This window comes from Lacticaseibacillus parahuelsenbergensis (genome assembly GCF_030770265.1).
Taxonomy (GTDB): domain Bacteria; phylum Bacillota; class Bacilli; order Lactobacillales; family Lactobacillaceae; genus Lacticaseibacillus; species Lacticaseibacillus casei.
The window spans coordinates 2,589,637-2,605,077 of record NZ_CP132482.1 but is presented as its reverse complement, the minus strand read 5'-3'; the positions used below and the strand labels follow the sequence as shown (position 1 = coordinate 2,605,077).

Genomic DNA, 15,441 nt, shown 5'->3' with positions numbered 1-15,441 from the left:
CAGAAGTAAAACACATTACTTCTACAGCAACTTTTTACGCTTGTTTGATGCGAACTAGCCAACGATCACCGTAACTGCTTTTGCTCATTATAAAAGCGTGAATAACTGCGATAAACGGCAATGAAGCTGCCGAGGCTTGTGGCGCCAAGTAACATGAAGGTGACCATGATCTGGTACATAATGGCTTTTGTTGGATCGATGCCGGCAAAGATCAGACCGGACATCATGCCGGGTAAGCTGACGAGTCCGACCGTTTTCGCCGAGTCGATCGTTGGCGCCATGCCGGTTTTAATGGCATTGACGATGAGTTTTTGACTAGCCTGTTTGAGGGTGGCGCCCAAAGCGAGGCGTTCAAGGACTTGCGGGCGCAAATCCGTGAATTCGGTGTTCAGACTGCGGTATGCCAAACCTGTCGCCACCATGACATTGCTGGCAATCATGCCGCTGATCGGGACGATCTGTGCGGGAATGAAGCGGATGGCGCGGACAGAAACTAGCATGATCAGCGTGAGTCCGGTTGCTGTGGTGACGGCGAGCAAGCTGGTGACAAAGGCATCGGGGATGGTGCCAGCCCGCTTTTTGGCGTTCCATGCAGCATTGAAAATAATGATGGCCACCATAGCTAGCGTTAACCAAACTGTGTTGACTTTAATGATATAGGTCAAGACAAAACCGACAACGGTTAGCTGGATGACGGCACGCACGACACCAACGATTAAGTCTTTGGTCATCCCCAACTCTTCTTTTAAGTTGATCGTTAACGCAATGACCACTAAGATTAACGCCAACAAAAGCGCTAAGGGTGATACAATTAACTGACTATTCATGCGGTTGGCACCTCCTCAAATTGGCCATCTACCAGTGTCATGAGGTTCTTTGCCATGTGCAGTTCGCCTTCGTCATGGGTCACGCTAACGAGGGTGATTCCTTTTTTATTTTGGCGGTCCAGCAGGTCGTGAATCACGGCTTTGGTGTCCGGGTCCAGTCCCGTTGTCACCTCATCCAGCAGCAGGACTTTAGGTGGAAAGAACAGGTGGCGCAATAAGGCAACACGCTGGCGTTCACCGCCGGACAGATTTTGTGTCGGTGCGTCAAGCATGCTCTTCGCCAGGTCGACGCTTTCCAGTGCCGCTTCAGCTTGTTCACGCGGCAGTTCAGTGTTGCGAATTGCGAATGGAAAACGCAGATCATCGGCGACGGTCGCACCAAACAAGGCAGGTTGCTGGGCGCAATAAGATACCTCCCGCCGATACAGAATCGGATCGTAATCAGACTGAGGCTTGCCATTATACAAAATCGTGCCACTTGTCGGCGTCAATAACGTAGCAAGCAAGCGCAGCAAGGTACTTTTACCCGACCCGGAATGCCCGGCAATGGTAAGATCAATCCCCCAAGGAATGTCCAGATTGATATCATTCAGGATAGCCGTTTTTGTCGGCGCGAAAGTCATGTGGTGTAATTCAAAAGCATTCATACTTTTCCCTACCCTTCTTTATAACCATTCTAATATAGAATAAGGTGGGAGGCCACTGATACGACTCGCGAGGCGGCAGGGGTCAAAATGAACAAATGCGAACATTCGGTGAGAAAATCGAGTCAAAGGGTCGAAATTTTCGGTAAAAGCATTTATACTGGGTAAGATTATCACGTAATGTTAACACAGAGCTAAATATTCGGAGTTAGGAGCGGGATTAATGAAAGTAAGACGCAGTGATCGCTTGATTGATATGACGAGGTACTTGTTAGAACGGCCGCATACGCTGATACCGTTGACGTTTTTTTCTAAGCGGTATGAAAGTGCCAAATCCTCGATTAGTGAAGATTTGGCAATCGTAAGACGAACCTTCGCGCAACGTAAAACCGGGATTCTTGAAACGGTTCCGGGAGCGGCAGGCGGTGTGCGGTACATCCCGATCATGGGTGAAGATGAGGCAGAAAACTTTATTTCCGCCATGGCTAAACGGTTGTCGGAAACCGATCGCCTTTTGCCAGGTGGCTATGTGTATCTTTCGGATTTGCTTGGAACGCCAAGTGTGTTGCGGCAAATTGGCCGGTTGATTGCCACCCAGTATCGCGATGCCAAGGTTGATGCGGTGATGACCGTCGCGACCAAGGGTATTCCCATTGCCCAAAGTGTTAGCCAGTATCTGAATGTGCCGTTTGTCATTGTGCGGCGTGATTCCAAGATTACTGAAGGCTCGACAGTCTCCGTCAACTACGTCTCCGGATCGTCGGCGCGGATCGAGAAAATGGAGTTGAGTAAGCGCAGTCTTCCGGCAAATTCGCGGGTACTGATTGTCGACGACTTCATGAAAGGCGGCGGTACGGTCAATGGCATGAAGGCGTTGATTGACGAATTCAATGCTGAAATGGTTGGCATCACCGTCTTTGCGGAAGGCAAGTTCGATGGCGATCGGATGGTGAATGAATATACATCACTGATTCGGGTTGATAAAGTCGACACCAAGGCGAACACGCTCCATGCCACTGCCGGGAACTTTCTTAGTCAGAATCAGCAGCTGCTTGAGGTGAGCCATCAATGAGTGCTTACCTCGGGCCGGTTAAAACGGCACTGATTACGTTTCCGTTTTTAGCATTGGTGCTTGCACTACCGTTTCTGGTGATTGTTTATCGGCGCTACGGTGCGTTTAGCTGGTGGCGGGCGATTGTGATCTATTCGTTCATATTTTACCTATTATCGGCTTATTTTTTGATTATATTACCGCTTTCATCACGCGAGGCGGTGGCGCAGTTTACCGGGCCAAAATATAATCTGACCCCGTTCATGGCTTTGCGCTACTTTATTCACACGACGGTCTTTTCCCCGACCAACCCGCACACGTGGTTAGCGGCGTTGAAACAATCCGCGTTTATCCAGCCCTTCTTTAACGTCGTCTTGACGATCCCGTTCGGCTTTTATCTGCGCTATTATTTCAAGCGCAGTGTACCGCAGATCATCATGATGAGTTTTGGCTTGAGTCTTTTCTTTGAACTGACCCAATTGTCAGGGCTATATGGCATCTATGTGCGGCCGTATCGACTGTTTGATGTGGACGATTTGATTCTTAACACCACCGGCGGCTTGATCGGCGGCGTTTTGGCCCCGATTTTCATGCGGGCGTTGCCATCTCGGGATACGATGGATGCCAAAAGTCAGGCGCGTGGCGTTCGAGTGACGTTGATGCGCCGCCTGGTTGCTTTTTTTATTGATTTTATAATATTAAGCACCATCGTCGGCTTGATGATCAGGTTCCTGTTTCATTTGCTAGGGTTAGCGCAGTTGCCGGACTTTTTGAGCGAAATGGTTTTACCGCTGCTCTTTGTTTTCGTTATCTGGCCCGCCTTTAATGATGGGCAAACCTTAGGCAAGGGGCTGGTTCGGATTAAAATCGTTCGTACCGATGGCCGGCCGGTTGGTTTTTGGCGGCTCTTATTGCGAGAAGGCTTGTTATATGGTGTGGCCTATTCAAGTCTGATTGGGTTCAGCAACTTTCTCATCGAGTATTTTGGAGAGGGACATCGAACCGAGATCAATCTTGCTGCGCTGGGATTTTTCGGCATTTTGGCGATGTTGTTTATTCTCAACTTTATTTGGGAAACGATCACCCGGCATTATCGGTTCTTCTATGATGCGTGGGCGGACACGACTCAGATTAGTACGTTGAAAGTGTCGGATGATGTTAAGCAACATGCGGCTGAGAATGAGCAGTAAGGGTAGTTTTTTAGGCAGATCCGTTGTGAGGCGGGTCTGTTTTTGTTTGGAGTTTGAGAGTGCGGATGGGGGTTGGTCTCAAAAAGTGTTTACTGGACTAGGGAGCTTGCACATAAGGGTCTTAGTCGCAATAGCTTAAGCTTGACGTAGTATGTTAGAGGCTATTGGGTTCTCTGCGGCTTTCTCAAACGCGCTCACCGGCGCAGAAGTCTGCGTATAAGGACCTTGGGCGCGATGGCCTAAGCCCGGGCCTGAGTTTTCCGATACAAAAACGCGCTCACAGTCGCAGAAATCTCCACATAAGGACCTCAAGCCTAAATGGCCAAAGACCAGCCATTTAGGCTTGAGGCCACTTATGCTCCGATTTCTAAGCGCTCCTGCTCGCGCTCTACATAACGCGCTCACTGGGCCAGAAACCTGCACATAAGGACCTTGGTCGCAATGGCCTAAGCCCGGGCCATCACGCCCAAGGCCGCTTATGTTTCGGTTTCTAACCGGCCCAGTTCACGCTCACTTGTTGTCACCGCATTCGCGCTGGTCTATTATGAAATAAGACAATTAGGAATGGAGCTTTAGCATGTCAAAGAAATTCACCATCATTCTTGCGGCCGGTAAGGGGACGCGGATGAAGTCGAAGTATTATAAAGTTTTACAGCCGGTTTGTGGTAAGAGCATGGTTGAGCATGTGGTGAGTCAGGTTGAAGCAATTCATCCGGACGCCATTGTGACGATTGTGGGCCACGGTGCCGAAGCAGTTGAAAAAACGCTTGGTGACCGGACTAAATTCGTTTTACAAGAAGAGCAACTTGGTACTGGCCATGCGGTTTTGCAGGCTGAGCCGTTATTAGGCCAAAAAGACGGTGCCACGTTGATCATCAGCGGTGACACGCCACTGTTTACCGCGAAAACGTTAAATGACTTGTTTGCCTATCATGAAGCTAAGGGCGCAAAAGCCACTATTTTGACGGCCAATGCACCTGACCCGACTGGATATGGCCGGATTATTCGCGACGCTGATGGCAATGTCATCAAGAACGTCGAGCAAAAAGATGCCACCCCAGAAGAGGCACTCATTTCTGAAATCAACACAGGTGTTTACGTTTTCGATAATCAGTCGCTGTTTAAGGCACTGCATTCGGTTAAGAACAACAATGCGCAAGGCGAATATTATTTGCCGGATGTTCTCGGTATTTTGCGTGAAGCCGGTGAAAAGGTAGCCGCATATCAAATGCCGGATTATACCGAATCGCTAGGCGTCAATGATCGGGTCGCGCTGGCCAAGGCGACTCGGATCATGCAACAACGGATCAACGAACAGCATATGCGCAACGGCGTTACCTTAATCGATCCGGCAACCACCTACATTGATTCAGATGTTCAAATTGGCGCCGACACCGTGATCGAACCGGGCGTTTATTTGAAAGGTAAGACCGTGATCGGCGAAGATTGCCACATTGGCACGCATTCCGAACTCGTCGATGCCACTCTGGAAAATGATGTAACGGTCACGAGTTCAACGATCGAACACGCCATCATGCATGCCCACAGCGACATCGGTCCGAACTCTCATTTGCGGCCGGATGCTGACATTGGCGAATATGTCCATTTGGGCAACTTTGTGGAAATTAAGAAGGCCAAAATCGGTGCACGCACTAAGGTTGGCCATCTCACATATGTCGGCAACGCAACACTCGGTACTGACATTAACGTAGGGTGCGGCGTGGTATTCGTCAACTATGACGGGGTCAAAAAGTGGGAAAGTACCATCGGCGATCATGCATTTATCGGCTCCAATTCGAATATCGTTGCGCCGGTTGAAGTGGCAGACCACAGCTTTATCGCGGCCGGATCCACTATTACCAAAGACGTACCGTTTCACGCAATGGCTATCGCTCGTGCCCGGCAAACAACCAAAGAGGATTACTGGAAACGGTTGCCGGTCGCGAATGATCCAGATTGGAATTAGGTTATAATTCGTCTCATGTGCTTGCTTTTTTCCGTCAATCCGCTAAGCTTTTTGTGGAACAATTTTTCGCAGCCTATAATATTTCGTGGAGGAACATATGTCTGAGCAATACGGTGACCCGAGATTAAAGATTTTTGCCTTGAATTCGAACAAGCCGTTAGCAGAAAAAATTGCTGCTGAGGTTGGTGTCAAGCTGGGGAAGTCCTCAGTGAAACGTTTTAGCGATGGTGAGATTCAGATCAACATCGAAGAAAGTATTCGTGGGGATGATGTGTATCTGATCCAGTCGACATCCAGCCCAGTGAATGACAACTTGATGGAATTGCTGATTATGATTGATGCGTTGCGGCGGGCATCTGCCCACACCATCAATGTTGTAATGCCTTATTACGGTTACGCGCGGCAGGATCGCAAAGCGCGTTCACGCGAACCGATTACGGCGAAACTGGTAGCCAACATGCTTGAACGCGCGGGTGCGACCCGTGTGCTGGCACTTGACTTGCACGCTGCTCAAATTCAAGGCTTCTTCGATATTCCGGTGGATCACCTTGTGGGCGCGCCTTTGTTGGCTGACTACTTCTTGCGTAATCATTATGACGGTGCCGATACGGTTGTGGTTTCGCCCGATCATGGCGGTGTTACCCGCGCCCGTAAGTTAGCGGAATTTCTTAAAGCACCAATTGCCATTATCGACAAGCGGCGTCCGCGGCCAAACGTTGCCGAGGTCATGAACATTGTCGGTAATGTGACCGGCAAGCAATGTATCATCATCGACGACATGATCGACACTGCCGGCACCATCACGCTGGCGGCTCAAGCCTTAAAGGATGCCGGCGCAACTGAAGTGCTGGTTGCCGCAACCCACGCCATTTTCTCTGGCCCGGCGGTTGAACGCTTGACCCACTCGGCCATTGAAAAGGTCGTTGTCACTGACTCAATCAATTTGCCAGCTGACAAGCACATGGACAAACTCGACGTTGTTTCGGTTGGCCCATTGATGGGTCGCGCCATCATGCGGATTCAGGAGAACCGTTCCGTTACGCCGTTGTTTGAGAATCGGTTTACGAAATAATTTGAGAGACTACACAAAAACCGCACCTTCACATTTGAAGTGCGGCTTTTTGTTTCTTGAATTATAATTTGGGAAATAACTAACTTGAATGCTCTTATCTAAGAGAGATATACAGCCTGATGAACTTGGCTACAAGCTTAGATTCGCACCGATTTTCACGAAAGATGGTGACAATTTGAAAATGGGGCTCATGCACGATCAATTTGAGCTGGTACGAGAAGGCAGCAAAACCATTGAAATCAGATTAAATGACCAAAAGCGCCAACAATTGCGGGTGGGCGACCCAATTGTATTTGAAGATCTGACCACGCAGCAGCAAATGAACAAGCGGGTTGCTAAACTTGAAAAATTCGCCAGTTTCGCGCAGTTATACGATCATTATCAAGGAACCGTCGTAGGCAGTGCCCCAACAGATTCAGTGGTTAAGATGGTTAGCGATGCTTACCAGATTTATTCGAAACAGCAGGAAGCCGAACATGGTGTTTTAGCGATCCACTTGGAATGAGCAGCATGATGATGTCTTTTGGCGTATGCTAATAGCAAAAATATGGACCTGTGCAGCCTTGGTGTCAGAGATAGGATTGTTGCCTATGCAAAAACGGATCAGATTATTTGCGGCATATGCCTTATTAACGCTATTTTTCCACTTGAAAAAGACGAGTGGACTTAATTTCGGATTGACACTCGGCGACGTTTATTTATTAGTAAGCTGGTTAGGCGCGGCACCGAATTTTCTCGATAAAATCGAACGTAATGCGCAACGATTGGCGGCGACTGGCCGATCGACCAAAGATTACGTCGCAGAAATGAAAAAGGACATGAATGTCTATCAGAATTTCATTTACAGTACCACGCCTGTCATGGCATCAATACTAGAAAGCGGCGGGATGGATCGTGTCGGTGCAGTCATCGTTAGATTTGCTTTTCAGTTATTTCTGGTTTTGACTGCCCCGGTGATTTGGATCGGAGTGCTGCTCATCAAATGGTTTAAGTACGTTTGGCAGCGACTCAATTGAGACACTTTTTGCAGAATAATAGTGAAGACCAAAAAACCGGATCAAGTGAGCTTTGCAACTCACCTGATCCGGTTTTTGTTCCGCTAACGAATGTTCATATGATCAGTCGTTAATTTTTAGCCTTAGTATCCTGGTCCTTCAAGAGATCGCGAATTTCTTCAAGCAATTCGGTTTGTGTCGGGCCGGCGGGTTTTGCCGGCTTAGCAGGGAGGAAGCGATTGACGCTGCGCACGATTAAGAAGACGACAAAGGCAATGATCAAAAAGTTGATCACATCGTTCAGAAAATCGCCATATGTAAACTTGGCGCCTAACAGCGTGAACGACAAACCGCTCAGATCGGTTTTGCCGGCAAACATGGACAGAATCGGGTTGATCAGATTCTTTGTCAAGGACTTGACTAGGCCGGTAAAAGCACTCCCGATGATAACCCCGACAGCAAGATCCAAGACGTTGCCGCGCATGATGAATTTCTGGAATTCTTTTAACATGGCTCACACCCCTCATGGTTTAAACGCGTTATCGTTGAATTCAGTATATCGAAACAACCAGACTTCGTGCACGTAAATGGCTCGCGGCGGTTACCATCCCCGCAGCAGCTGGGCAAGTGCCATGAGCACAATAATGCCAAACGCAATGGCATGCCGCCGTTTGTAGAGTACAACCAAGGCGAGGTATTCGCGGATAACCGCATTAGGCAGGAAATAAAAGGAAGTGTTACCGCCAACGCCATTGGCATCAATGCCCGCCATGCGCGCATAGATACCTGCGCGGAAAAGGTGATAATTGTTGGTAAAGAAGCTAGCTTTATACGGTGCTTCGCCGATTTCCTGCGTAATCAAGCGTTTGGAAAAAGTCATATTTTCCAGCGTTGTTGTGGACTTGTCCTCTAGCAAGGTATCTTTTTCAGGAATGCCTTTTCCCAAAGCATAGCGCTGCATGGCCAGTGCTTCGGAGATTGTCTCATCGCCACCCTTGCCGCCGGAAAAAATAATCCGCGGCGCCGGGCGGCCTTTTTTAATCTGCTTATGATAAAACTTGATGGCTGTGTCGATGCGGCTGGCGAGCAATGGCGAAACCTGGTCACCATGCAGCAGGCCAGCGCCCAACACAATGAGAAATGTGCGATTGTGCGGCTGGGGACGCAGATTGTATAAGACTAGTACTGTCAGGAAGTTATAAAGTGTCAATAAGACATACAGACCGCCGAAGCTGAAGAAAACAGCTAAAGTGATGTAGATCGGCTCTGGAATAAAACGGCGCCCGAATGAAGCGGCGATTTCCAGCAAAAGTAATCCGATGGCGATGTAAAGCGTCAGCATGTTGCTCAATGAATGGCCTTCACGCCGCCAAACCAAGATGGCGTTCCACAACAGCCAGAACAAGTGTAAGGTGAATATGAGAATGACGATCAACACTGTGATGATGAAGAGGGTACCCGTAACCGAAATCAACAGAAGATTACTTGACCCTAAAATAGCTAAGGCGAGCGCGAATAAAAAGGCAACCGCAAACAGATTGAACAGCCAACCATTAATCAGGCGGCGCGGCTCAACCGTGAAGCTGATGGCGAAGACAATTCCCAGCACGATGGGGATTGAAAAAACAAATAATGTTTCCTGAACAGTCATCGAAAGGACTCCTTGTGTAGAGGTTAGAAATTGATTAGGGTATAATGTGATCAAAAGCGGAGGGATGCCATATGATTGATCCAGTGTTTGGTCGAAAAGATCCTAAGTTAGATTATCACACCCGAATTGGCGCGTATGGCGTGATTCCGGACCACAGCGGTGCACGATTGCTGATTTTACAAGCCCCGAACCATGCGTTGTTTTTACCGGGTGGCGGAGTTGAAAAAGGCGAAACGCCTGAAGCAACTTTGGCGCGCGAGTTGCTTGAAGAATTTGGTGCAACGGTTCACGTGACTAAAGAACTGGGCAAGTCGTCGGAATATTTTTATTCCCACCATCGGCAAACTGCGTATTATCATCCGGCAACCTTTTTTGCCTGTGATGAGCTGGCATTTGTCCAAGATCCCTTGGAAACGTTCAATACGTTGATGCTGATGCCCATCGATCTGGCACTGGCGGAACTCAAGCGCCCCACGCATCGCTGGGCCGTTGCCAAATGGCTGGCACAACAGCCCAAGCGCTGAAGACGAAAAGGCTAATCATGTAAGTGGGGGTCAATAACGCCGCCATTTAGTAGGTAATGCTGAAATTTTTCATAAATCGATGAAAAGAGATTGCTGTCCTCAGTGGCAAGCATTTCTTTTGGAAAATAGAATCGTTTATCACCGGTAGCCCGACCACTAAGCGCCGCCACCAACGGGGATAAAGTCGACAACTCCTCGAGGGTGCCGTCTTTTTGCATGATTTCGATTTGGGTTTTCGGATTGGCAGAGGCAGGATCGTATTGATCGTATGGTAAATCGAAGCTGTCATTTTCCGCCGTGTAGTATTGGGCATCAAAGCCGGCTTCTGTCACTAGGTGGCGCAGTTTCGGCAGCAGTTCAGCCGTTTGATCGGTGAAGGTGACTGACTTAAGCGGCCGCCGGTTCAGAAAGCGATCGGCAAAGTCACTCAGAATGCTGTCTGGATAATCGAGCCAGTAAGTAAAGTAGGTATTGAGCACGCCGTCATCCAACTTGAGATAATCGCTTAAGGTAAATGACTGTTCAAAGAATGGCACTAATAATCGTGGCGAAAAACCCGGTTCGAACTGGCCAGACTCATAAAGAAACTTGGCGCGTTTCAGCAAGTGGGACAAGATAACTTCCATCCCGCGCGATACCGGGTGGAAATAGACTTGCTGATACATTTGAAAGCGACTGACAACATAGTCTTCAACCGCATGCATCCCATTGGCTTCGTAAGCAATTCCGTCCGAATAAGGCCGCATGACCCGCAAAATGCGAGACAAATCGAACAAACCATATTTAGTTCCGGTATAGTAAGCATCATGCAACAGATAATCCATCCGGTCGGCATCGATTTGACTGGAAATCATCTGGACGACTTGTGGATTCGGATAAGTATGGTTGATGACCGAAGCCACGCGCTCTGGAAAATCGGAACTAACACTGCGCAAAATACGGTTGACGTTGGTATGCGGATCCGTAAGAATGGCGCGGGTAATGGCTTCGTGATCAGTATTGAAGATATGCTCAAAAGTGTGGGAATAGGCGCCATGGCCAATATCGTGCAGCAGTGCGGCACACAGAACAACGGGGCGCTCCCGATCATCCCAAAGGCCGTCTCCCGGCGTTTTGCTAGGGTAATTCGTGACAAAATTGTCGCACATTTCCCGGGCAATCTCATAAACACCTAACGAATGTGCAAACCGGGTATGTTCGGCTCCTTGGAACACATAGTCCGATACGCCTAGCTGTTTAATCCGCCGCAAGCGCTGAAACTCCGGCGTATTGATTAGATCAAGAATCACGCGATGTTGCACGTGAATATAATTATGAACCGGATCGCGAAAGACTTTTTCACGCGGTAATTTTTCAAATTGCATGGTGTTCCCCCATTTTTCTTAAGTGAGCGTGAGCCGGCGCGGTTAGAAGTCGGAGGGTAAGTGACCTTGAGCGTGATGGCCTGGGTTTAGGCCATTGCGACCAAGGCCCTTACACGCAGACTTCTGCGCCGGGGAGCGCGTTATGATAAATGACGATTGCGATTGCGCAGATCCGCAGTGGCCGCAGCGAGTGCCTTGTGGTAGGCAGGATCGCGTAAAATTGCCGGCATCGAGTTCATATCTGCGGCAATGCCATTAGCAGCCAGAGCATTTAACAGTGCTAAAATGGCTTCGTTGCGGGTCAGCGGACGACCCAGCAAATCGCTGAGCGTGGTCATGGTTTCAGAACGAATAATTGGAAACTTGAAGTGCGGACTGGCGCTGGCATGTCCTGCCCGATAGAAGCGGCGTAATAAGTCGCACCGGGCATTTTGATCGCCGAAGATGCTGCAATACAGCATGACGACGACACCAGCATGATTGCGTCGCTGGGCCATCCCGGCAAACTTTCGCCCGTGAACACTGAGGTCGTATTTGCCAGGACAATACGAATGAATAATTTCGCTGGTGGCAATGGGCAGGCTCGGGAACGCTGTTCGAAAAAGAGCGGTCATCATATCGTAGGCAGTGTCGATGGACAGATTGTCTTCATTAGGTAAAAAAAGTGAGACATTCAAGACGCCGCTATCGGCAATCACTGCCAAACCGCCGGAATTACGAACAAAGACGCCGTAATGATCACTGGCGAGGACTGGCAAGCCGTGCCCGAATTGCGGTAATTTTAAATCCTGCATTCCAAGGATCACGGTTTGCTCGGCTGTCCAAAAATGCAGCATTAGCGGTGGGTGCAACTCAGGATGTGCTAACAGGGCATTGGTATGGGCAAAGCTGAGCGGAGCTTCTTCTTTGGTGAAATCCTGTTGGAAAATGGCGGCTTGTTGTCCAGCCAGCGACGTCAGGTCCATCGTGCGCCCTCTTTCTTAATAGTAGATTACCTATATTATAACGAAGGTGACAGGGCACGTCAGTCACAAAGACATTTTCCCTGCTTAAACTCGACCGAGTTGACCCGTGAGCGTACAATACGTTATAGAAAGGATTGACATTATGGATCTTTCACAAGGAGTGCCGATTCAAATTCACCTTGAGACGTTTGTCACGCAAGGTGATGATACTGAGACACATGTTTTTGATGAACCCGGGACGTTGGTTCAAATGGGTAACGCGCTTTACATTCGGTATCAAGAAGTCGATGAAGACGCTGGAACCAGTATGCCGGTGACGATGAAGCTGCGCGATGACGGCGACATTCAGCTTTCGCGCGGCAGCAGCAATGGCGATACGCAATTGAAGCTTTTCTTTGCCAACGAAAAGCGGGTTTTGACGCGCTATCGAACACCATATGGGATTATTCCGGTGGAAACAGTCACCCCGCGTATTGATGCCCGCATGACAACCGATCCGGTAGCAGGGGAGATTTACGTTGAGTATGAGTTGTTCGCAAATCACCAACATCTGGGAAATTATCGGTTAAGATTGCAATTCAAGGCATGAGCGTGTACTATAAGAAACAGACTGTAAAGACTTGGAAAGGGCGTGTATCGGTTGAAACTCAAAGCATTTGCCAATGCCGATAAATCAGAATTATCAATGATCGAAGTAGCCCATGAGATCCTCGAAGAAAAAGGGGATACCATGGCGTTCGTTGATCTGGCCAACGAGATCCAGACTTATCTCGGTAAAAGTGACGAAGAAATTCGTGAACGTTTGCCGCAATTTTACACGGATCTGAACGTGGATGGCAGTTTCATTTCTTTAGGCGATAACGTTTGGGGCCTGCGCGCTTGGTATCCATACGATTCCGTCGATGAAGAAGTTAACCATCCGGAAGATGAAGAAGAAGTACCACGTCGCAAGAAGCGCAAGAAGGTTAATGCCTTCTTGGCTGACGTAGCCGATGACGATGATGTCATTGATTACAACGACGATGATCCCGAAGATGAAGATCTCGACGCCGATAACGATGACGATGATTTTGACGACGATGATCATACCGGTTTTCATGATAAGATCGGCAAAGCTGCCGCAACTGACGATGACAGCGACGACGACCCTGACGATGGGTTGCCAGATGGCATTGAAGGCCAGCTAGCCGAGTTCGGAGACAATGACAGCGACGATGATGACGATAACGACGACATCACGGCTGACTTCTCCGGTGATGATGACAGCGATGACGATGATAGTGATGATGACGACAGTGACAGCGATAAGCACTAGTCGTTTAGGCCGTGCCCTTTAAAAAGGCGCGGCTTTTTTGGTTCGGTGAGCGCGTTATAGATCGATCGCATCAATCTTGATTTTACTCAATTCACTTTAATGCTTGACGAACCTCTTACAATTGGTTAATATACGTTTTGGGCGCTTTACAAAAGTGTAAAGCCAATACGGTTCAAGCTCCCTGTTCGTATGAATAGGGAGCTTGTTTTTGTTTTTTCCCGATTATTAAAAAAGGAGACTGAGTATGACCAAGTATATTTTTGTTACCGGTGGGGTCGTATCGTCATTAGGTAAAGGGATCGTTGCCGCATCCCTAGGTCGTTTGTTGAAGAATCGTGGTTTGAAGATCACCATTCAAAAATTCGATCCGTACATCAATGTTGACCCAGGCACCATGAATCCTTATCAGCATGGTGAAGTGTTCGTCACCGATGATGGCGCCGAGACTGACCTCGACCTTGGCCATTATGAACGGTTCATCGATATTAACCTGAACAAGTATAGCAATGTCACAACCGGGAAAATTTATTCTGAAGTTTTGCAACGTGAACGCCGCGGCGAATACCTTGGTGCGACCGTTCAGGTAATCCCCCACATCACCAACATGATTAAGGAAAAGATCATGCGTGCCGCTAAACACAGCGATTCCGATGTGATCATCACGGAAATCGGCGGAACGGTTGGCGATATCGAATCTTTACCATTCCTCGAAGCAATTCGGCAGATGAAGCGCGATGTCGGCTCGGATAATGTTTTCTACATCCATGCCAGTCTGGTGCCTTACTTGCGGGCAGCCGATGAAATGAAAACCAAGCCGACCCAACACAGTGTCAAAGAACTCCGCAGTATCGGTATCCAGCCGAACATGCTTGTTGTTCGGACCGAAAAGCCGATCACCGAAGACATGAAGAAGAAAATCGCGTTGTTTACCGATGTGCCGGAAAACGCCGTGATTGAATCCCGTGACGCCAAGACGCTTTACTCCGTGCCATTAGCATTGCAGGCGCAAAAAATGGATCAGATCGTCGTTGACCATTTTGGCTTTGATGTGCCGGCTGCCGATATGACCGAGTGGATGAAGCTTGAGCATAAGGTTCAGCATTTGACCCACCACACCAAAATTGCGTTGGTCGGTAAATATGTCGCCTTAAAGGATGCCTATATTTCCGTTGCCGAAGCGCTTAAACATGCCGGCTATTACTGGGATTCCGATATTGATTTGGAAATGTTTCAAGCAGAAGATGTCAATGATGATAACGTCGAAAGCCTGTTGCAAGGCTTTGATGGCATCTTGGTTCCTGGCGGCTTCGGTGATCGCGGCTTAGAAGGCAAAATTGCAGCCATTCGTTACGCACGCGAAAATGATATTCCATTCTTGGGCATTTGCCTCGGCATGCAGATGGCATCAATCGAATTTGCCCGGAATGTTTTGGGACTTAAAGGTGCCGGCACGACCGAAACCCATCCTGATGTCAAGGATCCGGTCATTGACTTGATGCGCGACCAGGTTGGCGTGAAGAATCTCGGCGGGACGCTGCGGCTTGGCCTTTATCCATGCGTGCTTAAGCCAGGTTCCGTTGCAGCTAAGGCGTACGACAACGTTCATGAAATCCAGAAGCGTCATCGTCATCGTTATGAGTTCAACACCAAGTATCGCAAGCCGATGGAAGACAAAGGCTTAGTATTTTCCGGTGTTAGCCCGGACAACCGCTTGATGGAAATCATTGAATATCCGAAGAACAAATTCTTTGTTGCTTCCCAGTATCACCCGGAATTCCAGTCACGTCCGAATAAACCTGAAGGCTTGTTTAAGGCCTTTATCCAATCGGCTGGCGATTTTAAAAATTAATCGTTGATCATTGCTGCCTTGAAGCGGG

The 15,441-nt window shown here is 48.6% G+C and carries 16 protein-coding genes; 10 read left to right on the top strand and 6 right to left on the bottom strand.

The annotated features are described in order from the left end of the window. Positions 1 to 65: 65 nt before the first annotated feature. Together LACPH_RS12170 and LACPH_RS12165 are read right to left on the bottom strand one after the other, a co-directional pair. On the bottom strand, positions 66 to 827 hold the full coding sequence (locus LACPH_RS12170) for an ABC transporter permease (protein ID WP_010490961.1): 762 nt from the start codon (positions 825 to 827) through the stop codon (positions 66 to 68). After that, the gene (locus LACPH_RS12165) at positions 824 to 1,474 is read right to left on the bottom strand and encodes an ABC transporter ATP-binding protein (protein ID WP_274785075.1); all 651 of its coding nucleotides are present in this window, start codon (positions 1,472 to 1,474) and stop codon (positions 824 to 826) included. Before LACPH_RS12165 ends, LACPH_RS12170 begins: the two co-directional genes overlap by 4 nt. Before the next feature lie 220 nt (positions 1,475 to 1,694). On the opposite strand from LACPH_RS12165, the gene purR reads away from it, so the two are divergent. The 6 genes from purR to LACPH_RS12135 all read left to right on the top strand — a co-directional run bounded on the left by purR (position 1,695) and on the right by LACPH_RS12135 (position 7,766). Further along, a complete protein-coding gene (gene purR, locus LACPH_RS12160; RefSeq protein WP_274785074.1) occupies positions 1,695 to 2,543 on the top strand; it encodes a pur operon repressor in 849 nt (282 codons plus the stop codon). Next, positions 2,540 to 3,712, top strand: coding sequence for a VanZ family protein (locus tag LACPH_RS12155; RefSeq protein ID WP_306387039.1), 1,173 nt, complete (start codon positions 2,540 to 2,542; stop codon positions 3,710 to 3,712). Before purR ends, LACPH_RS12155 begins: the two co-directional genes overlap by 4 nt. 577 nt (positions 3,713 to 4,289) lie before the next feature. Then, positions 4,290 to 5,678 carry a bifunctional UDP-N-acetylglucosamine diphosphorylase/glucosamine-1-phosphate N-acetyltransferase GlmU gene (glmU, locus tag LACPH_RS12150; protein WP_049169003.1) on the top strand — a complete coding sequence of 463 codons (1,389 nt, stop codon included), beginning with the start codon at positions 4,290 to 4,292 and terminating at the stop codon, positions 5,676 to 5,678. Positions 5,679 to 5,775: 97 nt separating this feature from the next. Beyond that, entirely contained in the window at positions 5,776 to 6,750 is a 975-nt protein-coding gene (locus LACPH_RS12145; RefSeq protein ID WP_003567718.1) for a ribose-phosphate diphosphokinase, read from the top strand. A 175-nt stretch (positions 6,751 to 6,925) separates the two neighbouring features. After that, the gene (locus tag LACPH_RS12140) at positions 6,926 to 7,255 is read left to right on the top strand and encodes an ASCH domain-containing protein (protein ID WP_274785073.1); all 330 of its coding nucleotides are present in this window, start codon (positions 6,926 to 6,928) and stop codon (positions 7,253 to 7,255) included. Positions 7,256 to 7,340: 85 nt separating this feature from the next. After that, positions 7,341 to 7,766, top strand: coding sequence for a hypothetical protein (locus LACPH_RS12135; RefSeq protein WP_010490972.1), 426 nt, complete (start codon positions 7,341 to 7,343; stop codon positions 7,764 to 7,766). A 109-nt stretch (positions 7,767 to 7,875) separates the two neighbouring features. Here LACPH_RS12135 and mscL read toward each other — a convergent pair whose 3' ends face one another. Both mscL and LACPH_RS12125 read right to left on the bottom strand, forming a co-directional pair. Then, positions 7,876 to 8,256 (bottom strand): large-conductance mechanosensitive channel protein MscL, encoded by a 381-nt coding sequence (gene mscL, locus LACPH_RS12130; RefSeq protein ID WP_274785072.1) that lies wholly within the window; start codon positions 8,254 to 8,256, stop codon positions 7,876 to 7,878. Positions 8,257 to 8,346: 90 nt separating this feature from the next. After that, positions 8,347 to 9,396 carry a YdcF family protein gene (locus LACPH_RS12125; RefSeq protein ID WP_274785071.1) on the bottom strand — a complete coding sequence of 350 codons (1,050 nt, stop codon included), beginning with the start codon at positions 9,394 to 9,396 and terminating at the stop codon, positions 8,347 to 8,349. Between the two features lie 71 nt (positions 9,397 to 9,467). Between LACPH_RS12125 and LACPH_RS12120 the strand changes: the two genes are divergently transcribed. Further along, positions 9,468 to 9,920, top strand: coding sequence for an NUDIX hydrolase (locus LACPH_RS12120; RefSeq protein WP_010490975.1), 453 nt, complete (start codon positions 9,468 to 9,470; stop codon positions 9,918 to 9,920). 11 nt (positions 9,921 to 9,931) lie between these two features. Here the strand turns inward: LACPH_RS12120 and LACPH_RS12115 are convergent, their stop codons facing one another. Together LACPH_RS12115 and LACPH_RS12110 are read right to left on the bottom strand one after the other, a co-directional pair. Then, entirely contained in the window at positions 9,932 to 11,284 is a 1,353-nt protein-coding gene (locus LACPH_RS12115; protein WP_010490976.1) for an HD domain-containing protein, read from the bottom strand. 140 nt (positions 11,285 to 11,424) lie between these two features. Next, a complete protein-coding gene (locus LACPH_RS12110; RefSeq protein WP_087912854.1) occupies positions 11,425 to 12,249 on the bottom strand; it encodes a lipoate--protein ligase family protein in 825 nt (274 codons plus the stop codon). 142 nt (positions 12,250 to 12,391) lie between these two features. Here LACPH_RS12110 and LACPH_RS12105 point away from each other — a divergent pair, with 142 nt between their 5' ends. From LACPH_RS12105 to pyrG, 3 genes are all read left to right on the top strand, one after another. Continuing rightward, on the top strand, positions 12,392 to 12,838 hold the full coding sequence (locus LACPH_RS12105; protein WP_010490984.1) for a YwiB family protein: 447 nt from the start codon (positions 12,392 to 12,394) through the stop codon (positions 12,836 to 12,838). Positions 12,839 to 12,889: 51 nt separating this feature from the next. Continuing rightward, entirely contained in the window at positions 12,890 to 13,564 is a 675-nt protein-coding gene (gene rpoE, locus LACPH_RS12100; RefSeq protein WP_087912853.1) for a DNA-directed RNA polymerase subunit delta, read from the top strand. Positions 13,565 to 13,808: 244 nt separating this feature from the next. Continuing rightward, the gene (pyrG, locus tag LACPH_RS12095; protein ID WP_025012785.1) at positions 13,809 to 15,413 is read left to right on the top strand and encodes a CTP synthase; all 1,605 of its coding nucleotides are present in this window, start codon (positions 13,809 to 13,811) and stop codon (positions 15,411 to 15,413) included. Positions 15,414 to 15,441 lie beyond the last annotated feature (28 nt).

What these genes read in the sequence shown, in the direction of transcription:
- LACPH_RS12170 (WP_010490961.1), bottom strand. Translation starts at nt 827, where the DNA reads ATGAATAGTCAGTTAATTGTATCACCCTTAGCGCTTTTGTTGGCGTTA.
- LACPH_RS12165 (WP_274785075.1), bottom strand. Translation starts at nt 1,474, where the DNA reads ATGAATGCTTTTGAATTACACCACATGACTTTCGCGCCGACAAAAACG.
- purR (WP_274785074.1), top strand. Translation starts at nt 1,695, where the DNA reads ATGAAAGTAAGACGCAGTGATCGCTTGATTGATATGACGAGGTACTTG.
- LACPH_RS12155 (WP_306387039.1), top strand. Translation starts at nt 2,540, where the DNA reads ATGAGTGCTTACCTCGGGCCGGTTAAAACGGCACTGATTACGTTTCCG.
- glmU (WP_049169003.1), top strand. Translation starts at nt 4,290, where the DNA reads ATGTCAAAGAAATTCACCATCATTCTTGCGGCCGGTAAGGGGACGCGG.
- LACPH_RS12145 (WP_003567718.1), top strand. Translation starts at nt 5,776, where the DNA reads ATGTCTGAGCAATACGGTGACCCGAGATTAAAGATTTTTGCCTTGAAT.
- LACPH_RS12135 (WP_010490972.1), top strand. Translation starts at nt 7,341, where the DNA reads ATGCAAAAACGGATCAGATTATTTGCGGCATATGCCTTATTAACGCTA.
- mscL (WP_274785072.1), bottom strand. Translation starts at nt 8,256, where the DNA reads ATGTTAAAAGAATTCCAGAAATTCATCATGCGCGGCAACGTCTTGGAT.
- LACPH_RS12125 (WP_274785071.1), bottom strand. Translation starts at nt 9,396, where the DNA reads ATGACTGTTCAGGAAACATTATTTGTTTTTTCAATCCCCATCGTGCTG.
- LACPH_RS12120 (WP_010490975.1), top strand. Translation starts at nt 9,468, where the DNA reads ATGATTGATCCAGTGTTTGGTCGAAAAGATCCTAAGTTAGATTATCAC.
- LACPH_RS12115 (WP_010490976.1), bottom strand. Translation starts at nt 11,284, where the DNA reads ATGCAATTTGAAAAATTACCGCGTGAAAAAGTCTTTCGCGATCCGGTT.
- LACPH_RS12110 (WP_087912854.1), bottom strand. Translation starts at nt 12,249, where the DNA reads ATGGACCTGACGTCGCTGGCTGGACAACAAGCCGCCATTTTCCAACAG.
- LACPH_RS12105 (WP_010490984.1), top strand. Translation starts at nt 12,392, where the DNA reads ATGGATCTTTCACAAGGAGTGCCGATTCAAATTCACCTTGAGACGTTT.
- pyrG (WP_025012785.1), top strand. Translation starts at nt 13,809, where the DNA reads ATGACCAAGTATATTTTTGTTACCGGTGGGGTCGTATCGTCATTAGGT.